This is a genomic window from Streptomyces sp. NBC_01410 (genome assembly GCF_045040195.1).
Classification (GTDB): domain Bacteria; phylum Actinomycetota; class Actinomycetes; order Streptomycetales; family Streptomycetaceae; genus Streptomyces.
In genome coordinates this window covers 3,815,680-3,834,694 of sequence record NZ_CP109530.1, presented here as the reverse complement: position 1 = coordinate 3,834,694, position 19,015 = coordinate 3,815,680, and the positions used below count along the sequence as shown (strand labels likewise).

General features: G+C 68.5%; 20 protein-coding genes and 1 tRNA gene. 15 read left to right on the top strand and 6 right to left on the bottom strand.

The features are described from left to right. The first annotated feature begins 207 nt into the window (after positions 1 to 207). On the top strand, positions 208 to 2,028 hold the full coding sequence (locus OG741_RS17450) for an MFS transporter (RefSeq protein ID WP_405598883.1): 1,821 nt from the start codon (positions 208 to 210) through the stop codon (positions 2,026 to 2,028). 193 nt (positions 2,029 to 2,221) lie between these two features. Beyond that, a complete protein-coding gene (locus OG741_RS17445; protein WP_405598881.1) occupies positions 2,222 to 3,058 on the top strand; it encodes an adhesin in 837 nt (278 codons plus the stop codon). 5 nt (positions 3,059 to 3,063) lie between these two features. On the opposite strand, the gene OG741_RS17440 is transcribed toward OG741_RS17445, so the two are convergent. Beyond that, entirely contained in the window at positions 3,064 to 3,372 is a 309-nt protein-coding gene (locus tag OG741_RS17440) for a hypothetical protein (protein WP_405598878.1), read from the bottom strand. Between the two features lie 64 nt (positions 3,373 to 3,436). Next, positions 3,437 to 3,967, bottom strand: a complete 531-nt coding sequence (locus tag OG741_RS17435; protein ID WP_405605621.1) for an NUDIX hydrolase — start codon at positions 3,965 to 3,967, stop codon at positions 3,437 to 3,439. Positions 3,968 to 4,168: 201 nt separating this feature from the next. Here OG741_RS17435 and OG741_RS17430 point away from each other — a divergent pair, with 201 nt between their 5' ends. Beyond that, positions 4,169 to 5,473, top strand: a complete 1,305-nt coding sequence (locus tag OG741_RS17430) for a hypothetical protein (RefSeq protein WP_405598875.1) — start codon at positions 4,169 to 4,171, stop codon at positions 5,471 to 5,473. A gap of 113 nt (positions 5,474 to 5,586) precedes the next feature. On the opposite strand, the gene OG741_RS17425 is transcribed toward OG741_RS17430, so the two are convergent. Next, on the bottom strand, positions 5,587 to 5,883 hold the full coding sequence (locus OG741_RS17425) for a DUF3303 family protein (protein ID WP_266489683.1): 297 nt from the start codon (positions 5,881 to 5,883) through the stop codon (positions 5,587 to 5,589). A gap of 293 nt (positions 5,884 to 6,176) precedes the next feature. Here OG741_RS17425 and OG741_RS17420 point away from each other — a divergent pair, with 293 nt between their 5' ends. Further along, complete coding sequence (locus tag OG741_RS17420) at positions 6,177 to 6,668, top strand: allene oxide cyclase barrel-like domain-containing protein (RefSeq protein ID WP_405598872.1); 492 nt, start codon at positions 6,177 to 6,179, stop codon at positions 6,666 to 6,668. 80 nt (positions 6,669 to 6,748) lie between these two features. Here the strand turns inward: OG741_RS17420 and OG741_RS17415 are convergent, their stop codons facing one another. Then, positions 6,749 to 7,144 (bottom strand): hypothetical protein, encoded by a 396-nt coding sequence (locus OG741_RS17415; RefSeq protein WP_405598870.1) that lies wholly within the window; start codon positions 7,142 to 7,144, stop codon positions 6,749 to 6,751. A 10-nt stretch (positions 7,145 to 7,154) separates the two neighbouring features. Then, positions 7,155 to 7,898 (bottom strand): hypothetical protein, encoded by a 744-nt coding sequence (locus OG741_RS17410; RefSeq protein WP_405598868.1) that lies wholly within the window; start codon positions 7,896 to 7,898, stop codon positions 7,155 to 7,157. Between the two features lie 506 nt (positions 7,899 to 8,404). Between OG741_RS17410 and OG741_RS17405 the strand changes: the two genes are divergently transcribed. The 7 genes from OG741_RS17405 (at position 8,405) to OG741_RS17375 (ending at position 14,555) form a co-directional block, all read left to right on the top strand. Further along, a complete protein-coding gene (locus OG741_RS17405) occupies positions 8,405 to 8,566 on the top strand; it encodes a hypothetical protein (protein ID WP_405598866.1) in 162 nt (53 codons plus the stop codon). 70 nt (positions 8,567 to 8,636) lie between these two features. After that, complete coding sequence (locus OG741_RS17400; RefSeq protein WP_405598863.1) at positions 8,637 to 9,155, top strand: hypothetical protein; 519 nt, start codon at positions 8,637 to 8,639, stop codon at positions 9,153 to 9,155. 58 nt (positions 9,156 to 9,213) lie between these two features. Further along, positions 9,214 to 10,857 (top strand): hypothetical protein, encoded by a 1,644-nt coding sequence (locus tag OG741_RS17395; RefSeq protein WP_405598862.1) that lies wholly within the window; start codon positions 9,214 to 9,216, stop codon positions 10,855 to 10,857. Continuing rightward, positions 10,854 to 11,495: an ATP-binding cassette domain-containing protein gene (locus OG741_RS17390; RefSeq protein ID WP_405598861.1), complete on the top strand. Its 642-nt coding sequence runs from the start codon at positions 10,854 to 10,856 to the stop codon at positions 11,493 to 11,495. The genes OG741_RS17395 and OG741_RS17390 overlap by 4 nt, the downstream gene beginning before the upstream one ends. Next, positions 11,492 to 11,722, top strand: coding sequence for an ATP-binding cassette domain-containing protein (locus tag OG741_RS17385; protein WP_405598859.1), 231 nt, complete (start codon positions 11,492 to 11,494; stop codon positions 11,720 to 11,722). The genes OG741_RS17390 and OG741_RS17385 overlap by 4 nt, the downstream gene beginning before the upstream one ends. An 86-nt stretch (positions 11,723 to 11,808) precedes the next feature. Continuing rightward, positions 11,809 to 13,857 carry a pre-toxin TG domain-containing protein gene (locus OG741_RS17380; protein ID WP_405598857.1) on the top strand — a complete coding sequence of 683 codons (2,049 nt, stop codon included), beginning with the start codon at positions 11,809 to 11,811 and terminating at the stop codon, positions 13,855 to 13,857. 14 nt (positions 13,858 to 13,871) lie between these two features. Then, on the top strand, positions 13,872 to 14,555 hold the full coding sequence (locus tag OG741_RS17375; protein ID WP_405598855.1) for a hypothetical protein: 684 nt from the start codon (positions 13,872 to 13,874) through the stop codon (positions 14,553 to 14,555). 451 nt (positions 14,556 to 15,006) lie between these two features. Here the strand turns inward: OG741_RS17375 and OG741_RS17370 are convergent. Then, a tRNA-Arg gene (locus OG741_RS17370) sits at positions 15,007 to 15,082 on the bottom strand. A 132-nt stretch (positions 15,083 to 15,214) separates the two neighbouring features. Between OG741_RS17370 and OG741_RS17365 the strand changes: the two genes are divergently transcribed. The 4 genes from OG741_RS17365 (at position 15,215) to OG741_RS17350 (ending at position 18,980) form a co-directional block, all read left to right on the top strand. Then, positions 15,215 to 15,781, top strand: coding sequence for a TetR/AcrR family transcriptional regulator (locus OG741_RS17365; RefSeq protein ID WP_405598853.1), 567 nt, complete (start codon positions 15,215 to 15,217; stop codon positions 15,779 to 15,781). 81 nt (positions 15,782 to 15,862) lie between these two features. Beyond that, positions 15,863 to 17,185: an MFS transporter gene (locus OG741_RS17360; RefSeq protein WP_405598851.1), complete on the top strand. Its 1,323-nt coding sequence runs from the start codon at positions 15,863 to 15,865 to the stop codon at positions 17,183 to 17,185. After that, positions 17,182 to 18,564, top strand: coding sequence for a carotenoid oxygenase family protein (locus tag OG741_RS17355; protein ID WP_405598849.1), 1,383 nt, complete (start codon positions 17,182 to 17,184; stop codon positions 18,562 to 18,564). Before OG741_RS17360 ends, OG741_RS17355 begins: the two co-directional genes overlap by 4 nt. Beyond that, positions 18,561 to 18,980 (top strand): SRPBCC family protein, encoded by a 420-nt coding sequence (locus OG741_RS17350; RefSeq protein ID WP_405598847.1) that lies wholly within the window; start codon positions 18,561 to 18,563, stop codon positions 18,978 to 18,980. Before OG741_RS17355 ends, OG741_RS17350 begins: the two co-directional genes overlap by 4 nt. Positions 18,981 to 19,015: the final 35 nt, after the last annotated feature.

Below are 19,015 nucleotides of genomic sequence, written 5' to 3'. Positions count from 1 at the left end.
AGATCGGCCGGACAGGACCTGGGTCAGACCCAGACGCGTCACGTCACGCGGGCGTCCCGAGATGACGGGGCGCCCGCGTGCTAGCGTCCCGGGGCAACTTCAAGGTGCCCAGATGGCGTCCTTGAACATGAACAGCAGCAAAAAGTACGTCGGAGGCAGGCAGGCCGGGGGACCACGGCACAGCCGGGGAAGACGGAGAGAGCCGCAGTGACCACCGCTGAGCCGACACAGGCGGACGGCAGCAGCCCCGACACCGGGCTGCGAATACGTCTGCCCGCGCCCGGCCGCACCGAGCCCGGTCCTCTTGCCGACCTGCGGGACCGGCTGTCTCGTCACCCCGTGCTTCTCGCGACGGCTCTCGCCGCGCTCACCCATCTGATCTGGTTCTTCTTCTTCGCCAACAGCGGCGGCGACATCGCGGCCCAGGACGCCTGGGCCGAGTTCGTCGGACGCCATCCCGACTCGGCGTACAACCTCGCCTGGTACGGCGGGATGCACCCCGTCTCGTACAGCGTCGTCTCGCCGTATCTGATGTCGCTGATCGGCGTCCGCTCGACGATGATGGTCGCCGGTACGGTCTCGGCCGCGCTGACCGCGCTGATCCTGGTCCGTGTCCGTGCCGTCCGCAATCCCGTGGCCTGCGCGCTGGCCGGGGTCTTCGCCTTCCTCTGCAACGCGCTGTCCGGCCGGGTGACCTTCGGCCTCGGCATGATGTTCGCGCTCGGCGCGGTCGCCGCGGTCTTCTGCTGGCCGCACAAGTGGCGGATGAAACGCTGGGCGAAGGCGGCGGTGGCCGCCCCGCTCGCGGGTATCGCCACGGCGTCGAGTCCGGTCGCGGGCCTGTTCCTCGGTGTGGTCGCGGCGGCGCTGTTCCTGAACCGGCGCCGTCCCGGCGCGTACGCCCTCGGTCTGGCCCCTGTTGCCGTCGTGGCGGTGTCCTCGTGGCTGTTCCCCTTCTCCGGTACGCAGCCGATGTCGTTCTGGTCGACGTCGCTTCCCTTCGCGTTCGGGGTTCTCGTCTTCGTCCTCGTACCCAAGGAGTGGCTGACGGTCCGCGTGGCGGCGGCCGTCTACACCCTGGGCACGCTGCTGACGTGGCTGATCGATTCGCAGATCGGCTCGAACGTCTCGCGGCTCCCGATGCTCTTCGCGGGTGTGGTGCTGCTGGCGGCGCTGCCGTACACGGTGCCGAAGTCCCGTAAGTGGTACGCGCTCGTCCTCGCCTTCGCGGGCCTGAACTTCTGGATCGGCTTCAAGGCCGTGGACGACATGGTGCGTACAGCCCCGGCCGCGTCCTGGAGCCGGGAGCTCGCGCCGCTGGTCAACCGGCTCCAGCAGGTACGCGCCGAGCGCGGCCGGGTCGAGGTGGTCCCCGCCAGCAGCCACCGGGAGGCGTCCGCGCTCGCGCCGTACGTCAATCTGGCCCGCGGCTGGAACCGCCAGGCCGACATGAAGCGCAATCCGCTCTTCTACGACGACGACAGGACGCTGACGGCATCCGGCTACCGCGCCTGGCTCGACCGGTGGGCGGTCCACTATGTGGTGCTGCCCAAGGGCTCGCCCGACTCCAGCGGCGCGAAGCAGGAGGCGGAGCTGGTGCGTGAGGGCCAGCCGTATCTGACGCGGATCTGGAGCGACGAGAACTGGCAGCTGTTCCGGGTGAAGGACCCGATGCCGCTGGCCGACCCGCCGGCGACCGTGGACCGGGCGGGCGCGGGCGAGCTCACGATCCAGGTGAAGACGGCGGGCCGGGTGCTGATCCGGATCCCGTACTCGCCGTGGCTGAGCATCGTCGACGAGCACGGCAAGAAGGTGCAGGGCCCGCAGGAGACGGAGGCGTCGAAGAAGCGGGACGACGAGGACGAGGCGAAGACCTTCGTCAATCGCCACGGCTGTCTGTTCAAGGCGCAGGAGGACTCGGAGGGCGACGAGTGGACCGAACTGCTCGCGCCCGCGCCGGGGGTGTACCGCTTGGCGGCCCCGTACCAGCTGCCGCGTGGCACTCCGTGCCCCGATGAGCTCCGCTGACCCCCCTTACCGGCGATAACACCTACCTGGGTCTGCCGTGCTGATGCATAGTGGACAGCCTTGACCTACCGAGCAGTTGGTCTACTGGTTCAGGTGCGACATGGCGTGCGAACGATGCGGGGGCGACAGTAGAGGTTCGCTGCCCGGAACGAGATGCCCGAAGTGCGGAACACGGGCGATGGGTGGGGTATGGGTGGCTCGCGAGACAATGGCGGGACGAGTCTCCCTCCTCTCCCGTTCGGGAAAGATCCTGCTGGCGGGGGGAGTTGCCCTGACCGCGGTCGCGGTGGCCGTCTCGGCGGTCACGCTGTACGGAGGTGACTCGGCCGCGACCGAGGCGAACGGGTCCGGCGACGCGGACTTCGACCCGGGCGACTTCGGCGGCGCCCCGCAGCGCATCGTCCCCACGGCACTGCCCGGCACCTCCCCGAGCGCGTCGCCGACGTCCAAGCCCGCCCCGAGCCCGGGCGGCTCCGCCACGAAGAAGCCGAGCCCGCCGAAAGCCCCGGACCGGCCCTCGTACTCCGCCTGGGCGGGCCCGGGGTGCACCGGCGGCGGCCTCTACCGCGAGACCGGCCGCTTCAGCGACGGTTTCGACGGCTGGTACACGGTGAACATCGGCGGCCACAAGGGCGACGGCTGCGACGGCCGCTTCAGCGCGGTGCCGATGTCGGGCAGCGACACCAAGGACAGCGGGGGCAGAGCGACCTGGTCGTGGTACGTGGGCAGCGGATACACGACCTGCTCGGTGGCCGTCGTCATCCCGGAGGCCAACCGCGACCAGGACGTGGCGGGCGACCCGACGACGTACCGGGTACTGGCCGACCCGGACGACGAGGACAGCGCGATCAAGTCCTTCGAGATCGACCAGACGTCACTGCGGGGCCGCGGCCTGATCGTCGAGAAGATCCCGGTCACCGACCAGCAGCTGGCCGTGCAGCTGGTGGACCGCGGCAAGGACTTCGGCAGCGACGAACGCGACGGCGCGCACCACGCGGCGGCCCAGATGCGGGCGATCTGCCGCGCCTGAGGCGGTCAATCCTGCGGGGCAGAGGCAGAGGCAGTGGGAGTGGCCGCCTTCACTGCCTCGTCGCAGGCGTCGCACCTCAGCCGGTCCCACCGGGGCGCATGCCACAAGGTGGGATCGGCAGCCGTGTGCACGGCCTTCTCCATCCCGGCCGCCGAACGCCCGCACATGGTCCGCGCCTCGTCCCAGTGCTCATCACCCGGCCCCGGCCAGTGAACGGCGTGCACACGGACGGGCTGGCGTATGTCGTGCCCGCTGGGACCGAAGTGGTCCTGCTCCTGCGCTGCGTCCTGTATCGCAGTGGCGTACTGACTCATGCGCAGACCCTAGGCCCGAACGGGCCGTCCGGGAGAGGGGAATGCACTCCCTTTTCTGTAGCGATCAACCGGCCTCGTCCAGGAGCAGGTACAACAGCCCGACCAGGCTGCCGCCGCTGACGATCTCCCGGCGGTCGATCAGGCCGCGGATCTCCCGCAGCGGGATCCACTCGATCCGGTCCGACTCGTTCATCTCGGTGGGCGGGCCCGCGTACGTGGCTCCGTCGGCGCGGAAGACATGGTGCTCGGAGTCGGTGATGCCGTTCGCGGGCTGCGCGTACACCAGGGGCTTCATGGCCTCCACCCGCCAGCCGGTCTCCTCCTCGACCTCCCGCGCGGCGGTCTGCTGAGGCGTCTCGTCCGCCTCGATGAGGCCCATCGGCAGCTCCCACCCCCACGTGTCGGTGATGAACCGGTGCCGCCACATCATCAGCACGCGCTTGCGCTCATCGACCACGGCGGCGACCGCCAGATGCCGCATCCGTACGACGTGATGCTCGAATCGGTGACCGTCCGGCTGCTGGACGTCCGTGAGCCAGAGGTTGACCCACGGGTTGCTGTAGATCTGCCGTTCGCCATGGACGGTCCACCGCACGAGCCCAACTCCCATTTCCAGTACTCCGAACGGCTCTGCGGGATCTGCCCTGGGGCTCATCACTCGCTGCCTGTACGTAACACATCGGAAGCGGAGAGTAGCGGGTCGGGTTAGCGTGGCGTCAACCGTTGTGTGATCGTCGGTCCGCTCCGCGTGGTCCTTGCCGCGGAGCGGGCTGCCATGGCCGAAAAGGGTATGCCCATGCACCTCGTTTCCAGCCGCACCCGCCTCGGCAGAGCCGTCGTAGCGACGTGCGGGGTATCGGCGCTGCTGCTCGCCGCGTCCGCCACGGCCGGCTCCGGTGCCGCTGCCGCCGGGCCGGACGGCTCCGGGGGTGACCCCTCCCGTGGGGGCGCGGTCATCACGGTGACGACCGCCGAGGTCGGTGCGCCCGGTAATCCTTCGGTGGGCGTCGTCCCGTTCACGGACGCCATCTACCAGTCGTGCGCCGACGCCCCCCAGACATCGAGCGGCTGTGTGACGGTCGGCGGCGTCAGGTATCCCTACGAGATCGGGCAGCTCGAAGTCACCGTCGAACAGTGGGTGGCGTTCCTGAACACGGTCGATCCCGAGGGGCGCAATCGGCTTGACCTCTATGACGAGACCGAGAGCTCGTCGGCGTGGCCGAAATACGGCCAGATCAATCTCTCCGCCGGTGCCGGCAACGGCCGTCACTACTCGGTGGCTTTTCCGGAATGGGCGAAGAAGCCGTACGGTTTCGCCAACTTCCTGAGGGCGGCGCGCTTCGTCAACTCGCTCTACAACGGCCGACTGATCTCCAAGCAGTCCAGCAGCAACGGCGACTTCACCTACGTCACCTACCGGGTCAGACTGTCGTCCCGGACCGAGCGCGGCATGTACGACCTGGCCCGGCCGAACGCGACCCGGGCCCATGACTCCGGCTTCGTCGTGCCGAGCCAGGACGAGTGGATCAAGGCGGCCTATTACGATCCGAACGGCGGCGGCACCTACTCGTACTGGAAGTACCCGACAAACCCGGGAGTCTTCGGCGACGGCGACGCGACCGCACCCAACCCCACCGTCCTCAACCCCACCACCGGCGATGTCACCAACGCGGCGAACCAGCCACTGGCCTCGTACCACGCCTCCAGCCAGCCGGCACCGAGCTGGTGCCCGGCGCAGCTGCAGCCCGTCGCCTGCTCCACCGTCAACCCGATCGGGCTGGACCCCATCACGTATGCCGATCTCTACCAGGGCAGCCTCAGCACGGTCGGCCAGGCGCAGACCACCTCGCCGTGGGGCACTCTCGACCAGGGCGGCAACGCGGTCGAGTGGACCGACACGATCACGGCGCCCCCCACCGGACGGAACTCCGCGCGGGTCTGGCGGCGGTTGCACGGCGGAGTCTCCAACGCGCCGGCCTTCCAGATGTGGCCCTCGGCGGTCGGACTGCAACCGCAGGACAACGTGTTCTACAACCACACCTATCCGTGGCTGGGCATCCGGATCGGAGTGATCGGCGACCTCGGGCTCGGCACGTCCTGAGCCCCCGGCGCACGGCGGGGCGACGAGCCGCCGCTTGCAAGCCGGAAGCCCTCCCGCCCTGCTGGGCGGGAGGGCCTCTGAACCCCTGTTCCAGACCCGTTCCGTACGTGCTTTCAGTTCGATCCGTACTTCTGCAGACCGGCCTGGACATCGTCGAAGGTCATCACCGGCGTGATGCTCACCTTGGCACCGAGCTCCTGGAAGAACGGTTCGGCGACGGAGGGGAGGTCGGACGCCTCCTTCAGGTCGAAGACGATGAACCCGGTACGCATCCCCTCCTGCGCCCCGAAGTACGCAGCCTCCGGTTTGACCCGGTCCAGCACCGACTTCATGGTGTGCGGCAACGTTTTGCCCGTGATCGCCTTGTTCGCCTTCTCGGTGTCCATCTCGACGGTCAGCAACACCCTCATGCTCTTCCCACCTTTCGTTGGCGCGTCGGCACACCTGTGCCCACCAGCCGATCGTCGTCGCGATCCCGGGCCTTCGCATCCGGGGCGGGCCAGTGGGGCGGGTCGGAGGGCGTGCGCTTCGTGCAGGTGCCGGTGCGGAGCGCCCGGGTGGACGCGACCGATCGGGCGGCATTGCCGGGTGTCGGGCGCGTCGGCGGGGTGGCCCGGTTGTGAGTTGTTTATGTAGCCGTTAGATGATGATTCATCACTCAATCGCCCATTCGATCCAAAGGGGGCGCACTGTGCGCCGTTTCATGGCTCTGAGGCTGGGCGCGGTCGCCGGCCTGACCACGGTCCTCACCGGCCTTCCGATCGCGGATGCCGCCGCGGCCACCTCCAGCAGCTTCGGCACGGGAGGTGACGGCCAGGTCATCCACCTGCTCGCGCGCCTGACGTCGCGCACCGACCTCGATCTGGGCGCCCCGGGCTTCGATCAGGGTGACGAGGAGGTGTTCACCGACGACCTCTTCCGCGGCAGCGTCAAGGTCGGCTACGACGGTGGCGTTTGCACGGTTCTCATCGTCGAACCGGACGGTTCGAGCGAGTCGCAGTGCACGGCCACGTTCTCGCTGCCCGGGGGCCAGATTGCGGCCCAGGGGCTGATCCGGCTGCCCGCCACCGGGCAGGCCGAGTTCGACATCGCGATCACCGGCGGCACCGGGAAGTACCGAAAGGCTCGCGGCCACATCAGTGGGACCTTCCTGAATGCCACGGACTCCCAAATCGCCATCCACGTGACTCACTGAGGACAGTCGTCTGGTCCTTCGAAGGAGCCGGTTCGCTGAGACCCCCAACCGTGACTGGTTGGGGGTCTCTTCGGCCTCTGCTAGCTGACGAGGCCGGCGGATGTCAGGCCGCCGCCGACGGCCACCGCCCAGGCGATGCCGCGCTGCCAGCGGGCGATCGTGTCAGGGCGACCTCGCGTGGCCAGCACCATGACGGAGTTGGCGGCGAACGCCGGGAGAAGAATGCCGAACAAGGCGAACGTTCCGACGGCCGGCAATGTCAGCTCGACGCGAGTCGTCACTGCGCCAACTGCCACAGCCACAGCGGCGAGCGCATACAACAGCGCCGGCACATGCGTGATGTCGTCTTTCCTCAGCGGGACGGGCCCGCCCCGCTTGTGGTGGTTCCAGTGACGCCGCTCGGTGCCGAATCGTGCCAGCACCATGATCGCCACCTCCACCACCAGGGCGATCACAGCCACATGCTCAACCGTCATGACTTCTTCCTTACCTGCTGCATGCTGCAGAGATGGCGGAAATGCCGATGAACGCCTTGACTGCCTCGCGCTCCGCCGAGCCAACCCTCTTGCCGTTCACGAAACGCCAGATGATGTTCGCCGTCTTCTTCGCGCCGTAACGCTTGAACAGCGCGACGGCCCGGACAACCTTGATGCTGGAACCGGCCGGTGCGAACGAGATCAGCACAGCGGCGATAGCCGCGCTGCACTTGACGATGAACTTCGTCTCGTCCCACCAGTCGGCGGCGGCCAGCTTGTTGCCCTTCTTCCCACCGGCGATCTGGGCCAGGAGGGTGTGGCGCACCTCTTCGTTGGCAAACAGAGGCGACAACGCGGCCTGTGCCGCGCTGTCGTTCGGATACGCCGCCTCCACGATCTGGTGCGCGGTGGGCTCCGCAGGAAGCGCGGCGAGACGGGACTGGACAGCTTCGGGGTCGGGAGTCGGTCGGGTGAGCACGACATCAAGCGCCGAAGCGAACTGGTCCTCGCTCACTCCGAGTTCGGCTATGCCCTTCGCAATGGCCGCGCCCTGAGCCTGCTCCGCGGGCGTGAACCCCGATTCGTCCGCCGACGCTGTGGCGCTGGCGCTGGCGTGGTGCGAGGAGACCGGCGCCGCGTTGGCACCGGAAACGGTGGCGAAGAGGGCGCCGGCGGTCACTGCGGCGACAAACATCGCCCTGGTACCGCGGAACGCTCGACGCGGCTGCTGCTTGGTGGAGATGGCACTGGTCACGTGCGGAATACCCCGTATCTAGTTCTTTGGGCGCCGGTTCCCCCGCCCCGGGAGGTCAGCCCGGGGGGTCGGCGCCCGCTCGGTCGGCACCGATTCGATCATGATCCGAGGAGCGACCAATGTGATGGAGGCCATGATTCCGCCTCAGAAGTTGCTCAAGGTTTCCGTTCGCGCAGCACCACCAACGACGAGGCCGGCCGGTCCTGCATCAAGAAGCCGCTGGGGACGATGTTCCGCGTCAATTCGTCGTGCGTGGCGATGCGCCTCTAGGCAGCCAAGTAGTCACTGTTTAAACCGTGTTCGGTGGGGGCTAACGGGTTTCATCGTCGACCGAACCCTCGGGTAATGTCCAGCGGAGCAACTTGACTGGACGACGTTGACTACGCCCCTGACCAGGGCTGCGCCAGTCACTCCGTTCCGTTGCAGACCATCCCCGCGTCAATCTCTTGACGCCCAGGGGACGTTGCGACGACAGACTGCTGTCGTGGGGTGAGGCATCCGATGCCGTGCCGGCGTTGACGCGGGTCGACGCCTGGCTCGTCCTGCTCTTTGCGGCGCTGCTGTGGGCCGCCCGGTCCGTGTCGGACGTCGCGTGGCCGCGTGCCGTGGCGATAGCGGCCTCCATCACAGCGCTCTACTCCAGCACGCTGCTTCTGCTCCCCGCCTGACTGTCCTGCCCGCCCCGATCATCCGTACCGAATACGGTGCGACCGGAGAACTGTGATTCACCGCTTCATCATGAGCATCCTGGGAAACCGGAAGCTCATCGCCTTCGCTGTGCGTTGCTGGGTCGTGATCACGGACGGCCTGGTCCACCCGGGCATCCGAATCGCGGGTGGTGTGGCTGCGACGGGGGCCGGCATCTGCGCCATCGCATACGTCATCCGCTTCCGCGCCACCGTCGAGGAGACGCGTCACGCGGTGGAGACTTCCGAGGATCTCACCGGAGATCCCGGAAACGTGATGGACATCCTGCAACTGCTCAGCCTGGTGTGGCTGATCAGCGGCATCGCGCTGATCGTCCTCGGGCTGCTGGTGGCTGTCGCCCGGACCGGCAGCCTGTTGATCATCATTGGTGGGTGCGTGTGGTGGGCCCCACTGGGTTTTCTGGGACTCAAGCTTCCGGCCGCCTCCGGCCTGCATCTGCTCGCCGGGATCTTCGTGGCGCTGGTCATCCCGGCCGCTGTGCTCTGCCCGTCCGAGCGGTTCGCCAGTGGCAGACGACGGCGTGCACAGCCGGCATCCGATGAAGTCTGACTCCGTGTCCGGACCTCATGCCTGTCGGACTGGTCGGTGGATCCGTTCCGTCTTCGCCTTGTGTCTGGCGGACAGCCGCAGGCGCCTCAATCTGATGGCGGGCGCCGAGACCCGGGGGCGGCGACGCCGACGGGCCGCCGCACTTGTCCTCTCCTGTGGGGCAGCGGCCGGCTTCGGGGCCTTGGTGCTGCTGGGCCGGATGCTGGGGACACTCCTGCCGCCGGACTCCTTGGCAGGTGTCGACCTGGCGGCGTGGACCTGGACTCCCGCGGTGCTCTGGCTGCTCCATCAACTCCTCGGCGTCGAACCGGCGTTGGGTCGATCTCTGGTACGTCCGCAGGACGAATCCGTCCTGAGCACGCTCCCGGTCGGCCGAGGACAACTGGTCGCCGCACGGCTCGTCCTCCCCACCGTGGGAGTCGCGCTCACGCTACTGCTCGCGGTGAGCGCGCTCGCTGTCCCCTGGCTCGCCGCAGCCGAGGCAGGCAGGGAGCTGCTGCCCGTGCTGCTGATCAATCTCTACGGTTCGGTCGCAGTCGCCGCGGCCCTGCGAATCCTGTTGGTCTCCGTCTTCATGGTCCGCGTCGTCAGGGTCGCCCATCTGCCCCGGGCGGTGCTCGCCGCAGTGGGCGGCTGGCTCCTGGGAATGTTCGCTGCGCCGTTCGTCGGGTTGCTGGGACGCGGTCCGGGGGAGGCGGAGGCGGATGTGACACGCTGGCTCGGGAACGCCGTCGCCAACACCCGTCCACACGTATGGACGGCCATGCATACGCCCGGACGGGTCTGGTGGACCGCCGCCGGTTACCTGGGAGTTGTCGTGGTGGCAGGGACCGCAGCCGCGCTGCGGGTTCAGGGCACCGTTCGTCGCGACCTGGCCGCCCAGAGCGCCGCTCATGCCCATGGCCACAGCTCGCGCGACCGGCGAGGGCACTTGACCGGCTGGGAACCGTCACTCTCCCCGATGGCTCTTGTCCTTCGCCTGACCTGGCTCCGGCTTCGTCGAGCCGACCCGGCAGCGGTCGGCGGCGCAGCGAGGCTGCAGCGACTGAGCATCCTCGTCGGAGCTGCCTGTGCGGGCACCGCGATGACACTGGACGAGCAGCCGTGGCACTTGCCCGCTCCTGCACTCGCCGGCCTGCTGATCGCGGCCGCCCTGATCTCCACCGGAGAAGTGGTGCAGATCTGCGGGATCGAGGCCGATCGCGACTGCTGGGACGTACTGCGCCAATCCCCGCTGCCGACGGGAGCCTGGCCCGCGGCCAAGGTCGTGACGTCCGCGATCGGCGTCCTCGCCGTGACCGCGCCGTTCTACCTGGGGGCAGCCGCGCTGTGCGGAGTGAGCGGTGTGCAGTGGGGCGTAGCCGTACTGATTCTGCCCGCTGTGGCTGCCGCAGCGGGATGTGCATCGATCATCACCTGGTACGTGGTTCCGGCTACCGAGACGTTCGCGGGCGGGCGGACAACTCGGCCTCCGATGGCGGATGTTGTGGAGGGCGTGCTCACGGCGCTGCTCACCCTTCCAGTGACGGTCGGTCTGGGGCTGAGCGAGCCGGTCACGGGCGGCCTCTTGACCCAGGTTGTCGATATGGCGCTTCTCGGCTGCGTACTCGCGGCTTCCGCCGTCTGCGTCCGCCACGTGGCCAGGCGCGACCTTCCAGTACCGCGGCCATATGAGCATCAGGCATTCGGAGAAGCGAAATGATCGAAATCGCAGGTCTGACAGTCCGTAGTGGCGAAACGGAGATATTCGGCGGTCTCACCACGCGTGTCGCGAAAGGTGAGGTGGTCCGGCTCACCGGTCCGAACGGCTGTGGCAAAAGCACCCTGTTGAGGGTGATCGCTGGGGTGCGTGTCCCTTCTGCAGGCACTGTCTCCATAGCGGGCAGACCGCCCCGGCACCGTTCGGTGCGCGCGCTGCGGGGCTTCCTTCAAGAGCCTCCGCCGCTCTACGAACATCTCACCACCCGTGAGCAGCTTGCGCTGATGGCCGGGCTCTGGGGCGCGCGTATCGGGACACTGCTGGAGAGGGTCGACGCACTTGGGCTCTCTGCCCGTCAGGACGTACTGATAGGTGAACTCTCCCTCGGGCAGCGCAAGAAGCTCGGCTATGTCTGCGCAACGGCGCATGATCCCGAGTTGCTGCTCCTCGACGAGCCCTTCAACGGACTCGACTCGGCTGCCGTCACAGCGGTGGTGGACGACCTGCGCCGCCGGAAGCAGCAGGGCCGGACGATCGTGTGGGTGTCTCACACCGATCCGGCCGCAGACCTGCCCGACCGCACCATCGACCTCGGCGCCCGGGACCGTTCCCGGGTCCGGCCGGCCGGAGACGACGAATGATCGATGTACACGAGCTGGTCAAGACGTATGACGGCAAGCGGGTACTCGACGAGCTGTCCTTTCACGTCACCTCCGGACAAGTCACCGCATTTCTGGGTCCCAACGGGGCGGGCAAGTCCACCACTCTGCGCATGATCATGGGCGTGGGGAAGCCGGGCTCCTGTGGGGCGGATCGTCGGGGAGCTGCGCGTAAGCTACTGGTCGGTAATTGGAGGGTCGCTGCCTGAAGCGGACGGCCCCCAGGGGGAATTCAGAGCCCGGCCGCGCCGGAGAGACCATCCGTGCGCGCCTTGCTCTCCGGCACGGGACGTATATGCACCGCCAACTCAAACTGAAAACTGCCGCACTGCTGACCATTCTCAGCGTCTTCCTGACGTTCGGGATGGGCGAGGACAGCGCGCTGGCCGCACAGAGCGTCAGGCTGACGCACGCCGAGGAGCAGCTCGAGGCCGCAGAGGCGAAGCTCGACACCGACCGCCTGGCCGCCATCGTCAAGGGCACCGCCAGGATCTCCGGCTGCGACAAGCTGTCGCTGCTGGAGAAACCGGCCTGCTATCGCGACTTCGCGCAGAAGGCCCTCAAGGTCGGTGTCGGCGTTGGCATGTTCGCGTACGGCGTCCACTACCTCCACAAGGACACCGTCGAACACTTCGGCACGGTGAAGAAGGAAGCCGCCGGCCTCCAGAAGCTGAGGGAGGCCTTCAAGGAGGACCCGACCAAGATCGCGGACCCTGAGTACCGCAAGCAGGTCGAGGACCGGATCCGCGCGACGGCCGCCGGCGCGCAGAAGGACATCGACAAGCTGATCAAGGACGTCCTCGAGACCATCGAGACGATCCTCGTGATAATCGAGATGACCCTGCTGCTGATCCGGCTGACGCTCGGACTCGCGCAGCTGGTCGGTGACCCGAAGTTCCAGGCCGCGGTCAAGAGCGTCAAGGACAACCTCGACGGGATCGGCAAGGCGCTCGACCAGATGAACGCCGGGTTCGCGCAGATGAACCGCGCCCTTGGCGACATGAACGATGCCGTCGACGACATCAACAAGTCGCTGGGCGGGCTGAACCAGTCCATCAACAAGGCCAACAAGGGCATGGACACCCTCAACGAGGGCATCGGCCAGGCCAACAAGGCCGTCGACGACATGAACAAGGTCGTCCCCGGCATCAAGAAGGCCGCCGAGAAGCTCCGCGAGGTACCGGCCTTCGAGTTCGACTTCTCGAACGTCGGCAAGACCTGGAGCGACGGCTCCTCCGGCCTGGACAGCGAGGAGCAGCAGCGCCGGATGTCCATCATCCTCGGCCTGATGCCGGGCATCGGCGACGGCAAGGGCATCGTAGAGGCGATCACCGGCAAGGACATGATGACCGGCGAGCACGTCGACGGCTTCGACCGGGCTCTGGGTTCTCTCGCCGTGCTGCGCTGGCTGAAGCTGGGCGGCAAGCTCATCCCGGACGACATCGCGAAGGCACGCAAGACCGATGTGGTCTTCGAGTGCAACAGCTTCCCGGCCGGCACCCCCGTGCTCCTCGCGGACGGCACGCACAAGCCGATCGAGGACGTCCGGCCGGGCGACGAGGTCCTCGCGACCGACCCGGGCGGCGAGTTCGCCGAGCTGACCCGGCCGCGCCCGGTGATGTCGACGCCGTATACCTCCGAGTACACCGACAAGACGTTTGTCCGACTGTCGGTCGCCGGCGCGGACGGTGACGTCTCCGACCTCACGTCGACCGAGCAGCACCGCTACTGGCTGCCGGACCGGCAGGCGTGGGTCCCGGCGGGCGAGCTGCGCGCGGGCGACCGCCTGCACACCGCCGAGGGCACCGAGGCCACCGTCACCGCGACCGAACGGTCCGACGGCCGACAGGCCACCTACGACCTCGACGTCAGCGGCATCGACAGCTACTACGTGCGAGTCGGCGACCAGGACGTCCTGGTCCACAACTGCACCGACCTGGCGCGCGCCGAGCGGATGTTCCCGGGCATCGCCCACACCCTGGACGAGCACGTCAACGTCGACCGGCAGAAGATGGAGGCCCTGGCGAAGGCCAAGACCCGGCGGATTGGCAGGCCCACGTCCAACTCCCGTTGGAAGAGCGCGGACCTCGCCCAGAAGGCGGTCAACCAGCTGGTCGACCAGAACAAGGACCGCATCACGAAGTTCGTGCAGGACGCGGGCAAGCCGGGCAAGCCGCAGCAGCTCACGCTCCAGGGCACGTACGGGACCGGATCGCTCGGCGACAGCATGGACCACCTCGGCAACTACAGTCCGACCACGAGCAACAGCTTCAAGGTGATCCTCGCCGCGAAAAAGGGCCACAAGCCCGGCGGCTTCTACATCCTGACCGCCTACCCGCTGTAGAGGGGAGCAGAACCATGCACGACCCCGCAGCACAGCACGAGGACATGACCTTCGACTTCGGCGTGACCGAGCTCGGCACGTCCTTCCACGGCGACTGGATCCTCTACGCCGACACGGCACTGGATCATGCCCTGGCCTACCTAGGTGGCCGGAACCCGGGTCTCGAACCCGGCCGCGTCCTGCTCCTCATCGAGGACGTAATGCGGCTGCGGGATTCGGACCTCACCGGCGAGGAGCTGAGCGTTCTCTGGCGGGCCACGGGCACACCGATGGATGGCCAGCCTGAGATCGGCGGCAAGGAGCGCGCGTCCGTGGACCGCCTGCTGTCGCTGATCGTGCCGATCGCGAGAGCACGAGGCGCTTCGGAGGACGCCTGCACGACGTATCCCGTGTGCGTGCCCGACGGGGCCTCGCCGGCGACGGTCGAGCATCGCCGACGGACGGCGGAGGTGGTCGCCCTGGTCGGGCTGCTCGACCAGGGCGGAGACCAGGACACCCGGTCAGCGGCCACCCGTCACGCGCTGATGCGGTGCGCAGAAGTGGTCTGCGCCGAACTGGCCTTCCGGTTCCTGCTCTGTGCTGTCAACAGTTTCGGCACACCACTGACCCCGGCGTCGTACGAGCGACTCGAGCATGTGGCCGCGGCCTTCGGCTACGGCCCACACGTGGTCGACGCGGTCAAGTACCTCGTCAGCTGAGCGCCCGCCCGGCAGGCGCCCGGACGGCACCCCTCCCCGAGAAGGCCGGGGACGGGTGCCGTCCGACAAGAGCCCGCATCCCTGCTCGAGTTGTGAAGCCCTGAGGCGATGCCCGCCCCAGGCTGCGACAGTGCTGACTCCATGACCACTGCAGTGCATTTGAGAGGACGCTCTCTTGGAAGGCTTGGTCCAGGGCTCTGTACTCAGCCGACGGCTGGGCCTGCTGCGGGTGCTGTGTCCCCGCAGGACCGGCCTGAATCAGGCGATGTCGGCGGCGTTGGCGCCGTGGCGCAAGGCGCGGGCAGTGCACGATCCGGGCCCGCTCCGGATGCCACCGCTCGCTGACACGACTGCCGGACAGGGACGCTGGGGTGCGCCTCCGTCCGGCGTCGTTGATGTCAGACGTGGATGTCAAAGACCCCCAACCGTGACCGGTTGGGGGTCTTGTCGCTGGTGCCCCCGGCAGGATTCGAACCTGCGACACCCGCTTTAGGAGAGCGGTGCTCTATCCCCTGAGCTACGGAGGCGGGTTTGAGCTGCCGCTGAAAGCAGCCCAGGACAGGGTAGCGGATACGGACCGGCCGACGGGGACGGGCCCTGCCGGAGTGTGGGGTCTCTGGGGGTTGACACCAGGGAAGTGTGAGTGGTCTATTACTCACATGGGTTCGACAAGGACGCGACAGCTCTCCACCGCCGACGCCCGGCGCGCGGAGGTTCTGGCCACCGCTGCCAGGGTCTTCGCGGCGCGGGGCTACTACGGCACCTCCACCACTGAGGTGGCCAAGGGTGCCGGGATCTCGCAGTCGTATCTCTACCGGCTCTTCCCCGACAAGGAGGCACTGTTCGTCGCCGTCGTCGAGGACTGCGGGCGGCTGATCCGGGAGCGGCTTGCCGGGGCCGTCGTCGAGGTGGGGAGTGCCGAGCCGGCGGATGTGCTGGATGCCATGGGGGATGCGTACGCGCATCTCATCGCGGACCGGGACGACCTGCTCAGGGTGTTGATGCATGCGAACTGCGCGGCGAGCGAGCCCGCGATCAAGGCGGCCGTGCAGGGGATGTACGCACGGCTCGTCGAGTACGTGCGGTCGGCGTCCGGTGCGCCCGACGAGTTGATTCAGGGGTTCTTCGCCACCGGGTTCCTGTGCAATGTCGTCGTGTCCATCGGTGCGACGGACGTCGATGCGCCCTGGACGAGGACCCTGCTCGCGGGTGTCCGGCACTACTGAGCAGGACACGGCCGCACACTCTGCGGCCTTTTCTTTCAGCCAATGAGTGAGTGATCAACCACTCTTTCTTTCGGAGGGGACATGGCAACCGTGACGGAAGCGCCACCGGACATACGGCAGGGTCCCGCCCTCGCCGCTCTCGCCACCGCGCAGTTCCTCGTCGTGCTCAGCACCTCGATCGTGAATGTCGCGCTCCCCGCCCTCGCGGACGGGCTGTCCATGTCACCCGCCGCCCTGTCCTGGGTCGTCAACGCCTACGTCCTCGCCTTCGGCGCACTCCTCCTGCTCGGCGGGCGGCTCGCCGATCTGCTCGGCCGGCGCCGGGTGTTCGCCGTGGGCATGGCCGTCTTCGCGCTCGCCTCGCTCGCGGCCGGTCTCGCCCCGTCCGCCCCCGTCCTCATCGCGGCCCGCGCCGTCCAGGGCGCGGGTGCGGCTCTCCTCGCGCCCGCCGCGCTCGCCCTGCTGCTGGGCGTCTTCCCGCCCGGGCCCGGACGGGGCAGGGCGCTCGGTGTGTGGGGTGCGGTCTCCGGGGCGGGCGGGGCTGCCGGGGTGCTGCTCAGCGGGGTGCTCACCGAGCTGTACGGCTGGCCCGCGGTGTTTCTCGTCTCCGTGCCCGTCGCCGCCGTTTCCCTCGCAGCCACGCTCGTCCTCGTCCCCGCCGACCCGCCCGCGGGCGGCGAGGTCGACATCCTGGGCGCCCTCACGTCGACCGCCGGGCTGACCGCGCTCGTCTACGCACTCACCGCCAAGAACCCCCTCGCGGGAGCCGCGGGCCTGGTCCTCCTCGCCGTGTTCGCCGTGCGGCAGAAGCGGGCCAGGACTCCCCTCGTACCGCCGCGGCTGCTGCGTACGGGCAAGGTCACCGTCGCCAATGCCGCCATGACGCTGCTCGGCGCGGTCTGGGTAGGGCTGTTCTACTTCCTGCCGCTCTACCAGCAACAGGTTCTCGGATACGGGCCGTTGGCGGCGGGGCTCACCCAACTCCCGCTGGCGCTGAGCGTCGTCGCCGGGTCCGTGCTCGCCCCCAGGCTGCCCGCCCGCGCCGGGACGCCCGCGGCCCTCGCGGTCCTCACCCTCGGACTCCTGTGGCTGTCCCGCGCGCCCGACGACGCAGGGTTCGCCGTCGATCTGCTCGGCCCCTCGCTCCTCATCGGCGCGGGACTCGGTGCCGCGTTCGTACGGCTCACCGCCCTGTCCACCGAAGACGTGCCGCCCGCCGACTCCGGTCTGGCCGGGGGCCTGATCAACACCACCCGCCAGCTCGGCGGAGCACTCGGCCTCGCCCTGATGACGGCCATCGCCCCCACAGCGGCCGGCCACAGCGCCGCATTCGTCACCGCGGCGGTCCTCGCCGCGCTCACCACCTGCACCACCTTCACCATCACCAGGAGGAAGCAGTCATGACCACCAAGCCGTACGTCTCCGGGCACTACACGCCCGTCGTCGACGAGATCACCGCGCACGAGCTGACCGTCCACGGGACCATCCCGCCCGAGCTGAGCGGCCGCTACTTCCGCAACGGCCACAACCCCAAGCCCGGCCACACGCCCACCCACTGGTTCAAGGGCAGCGGCATGATCCACGGGCTGCGGCTGCGCGGCGGCCGCGCCGAGTGGTACCGCAACCGCTGGGTCCACACCCCCGCGCTCGACGGTGTCCCCTACATGGGCGCCGACGGGATACCCAATCTCAAAGCCAGCGACGCCGCCACCCATGTCATCGAGCACGCGGGACGGATCCTGGCGCTCCAGGAGGTGAACCTGCCCTACGAGATGACGCCCGAGCTGGACACCGTCGGCGCGTACGACTTCGGCGGCAGGCTGAAGACCGCGATGACCGCGCACCCCAAGACCGACCCGGTCACCGGCGAACTGCACTTCTTCGGCTACGGGCCCTTCCCGCCGTATCTGACGTACTACGTCGCCGACGCAAAGGGCGACATCGTGCGCTCGGAGGTCGTCGACGGCGCGGGCCCCTCGCTGATGCACGACTTCGGCATCACGGCCCGGCATGTGATCTGGCTCGACCTGCCCATCGTCTTCAACCCGGCCGAGCAGTCGGGGATCCCGTACCGCTGGAGCGACACTTACACCCCGCGCATCGGCGTCATGCCGCGCACCGGGCCCGCCAAGGTGCGGTGGTTCGAGGTCGAGCCCGGCGCGCTGCTGCATGTGGCGAACGCCTACGAGGACGAGCGCGGCCGGATCGTGCTGAGCGGGCCGCGCTACGACCGCGGCGCCTGGGAGCAGACCTGGAAGTGGTGGATCGGCGCGCCCGGTTACGCGCCCCAGCCGATGGTCGGAGCCACCGGCCACCGCTGGATCCTCGACCCGGCGACCGGCACCGCGAGCGAGGAGGCGGTGGACGACCTGGTGACCGAATTCCCCACCATCAACGAGGACTTGACCGGCCTGCCGAACCGCTTCAGTTACTCCGTCGCCTTCCCCGGGCCGGACCTGAGCGAGTACGCCATCGCCAAGCACGACCACACCACCGGCGCGCGGGAGCTGGTGCCCATGGGCCGCGGCCGGATGCCCGGCGAGGCCGTGTTCGTACCGGCCGAAGGCGGCACCCGCGAGGACGACGGCTATCTGCTCACCGTCGTCAGCGATCTGGACCAGGACGCCTCGCAGCTGCTGATCCTCGACGCTTCCGCGCCCACCGGGCGGCCTGTAGCCACGGTCGAACTGCCGCGCCGGGTGCCGTCCGGGATCCACGGCTCCTGGATCCCCGACGCCGACATCGAGATTGACAACAACAACACCGAGGATGGTGCGGCATGATCACGACGCGTCACGAGATCACGATCGCGGCCCCCGTCGAGACCGTCTGGCAGCTGCACACCGACGTCGCCGCCTGGCCGACCTGGAACTCCGGCATCGACCTGGCCGCGCTCGACGGCGAGCTGAAGGTTGGCGCGAGCTTCCGCTGGCTCACCCACGGCCTGGACATCACCTCGACGGTGACGGACATGGAACCGGGCCGGTTCGTCGCCTGGGGCGGACCCGCCGCGGGCATCGACGGAGTCCACCGCTGGACGTTCGAGCCCTACGGCGACTGTCGGACGCGGGTCGTCACCGAGGAGTCCTGGGCGGGGGCGCCGGTCGACGCGGACCCGGCCGGGATGCTCGCGGCCCTGGAGCAGTCCCTGGTCGCCTGGCTGGACGAGCTCAAACGAACGGCGGAGCAGGGGCGGTAGGCACGGGTCGGCCGGCACCGGGGAGACCGGTGCCG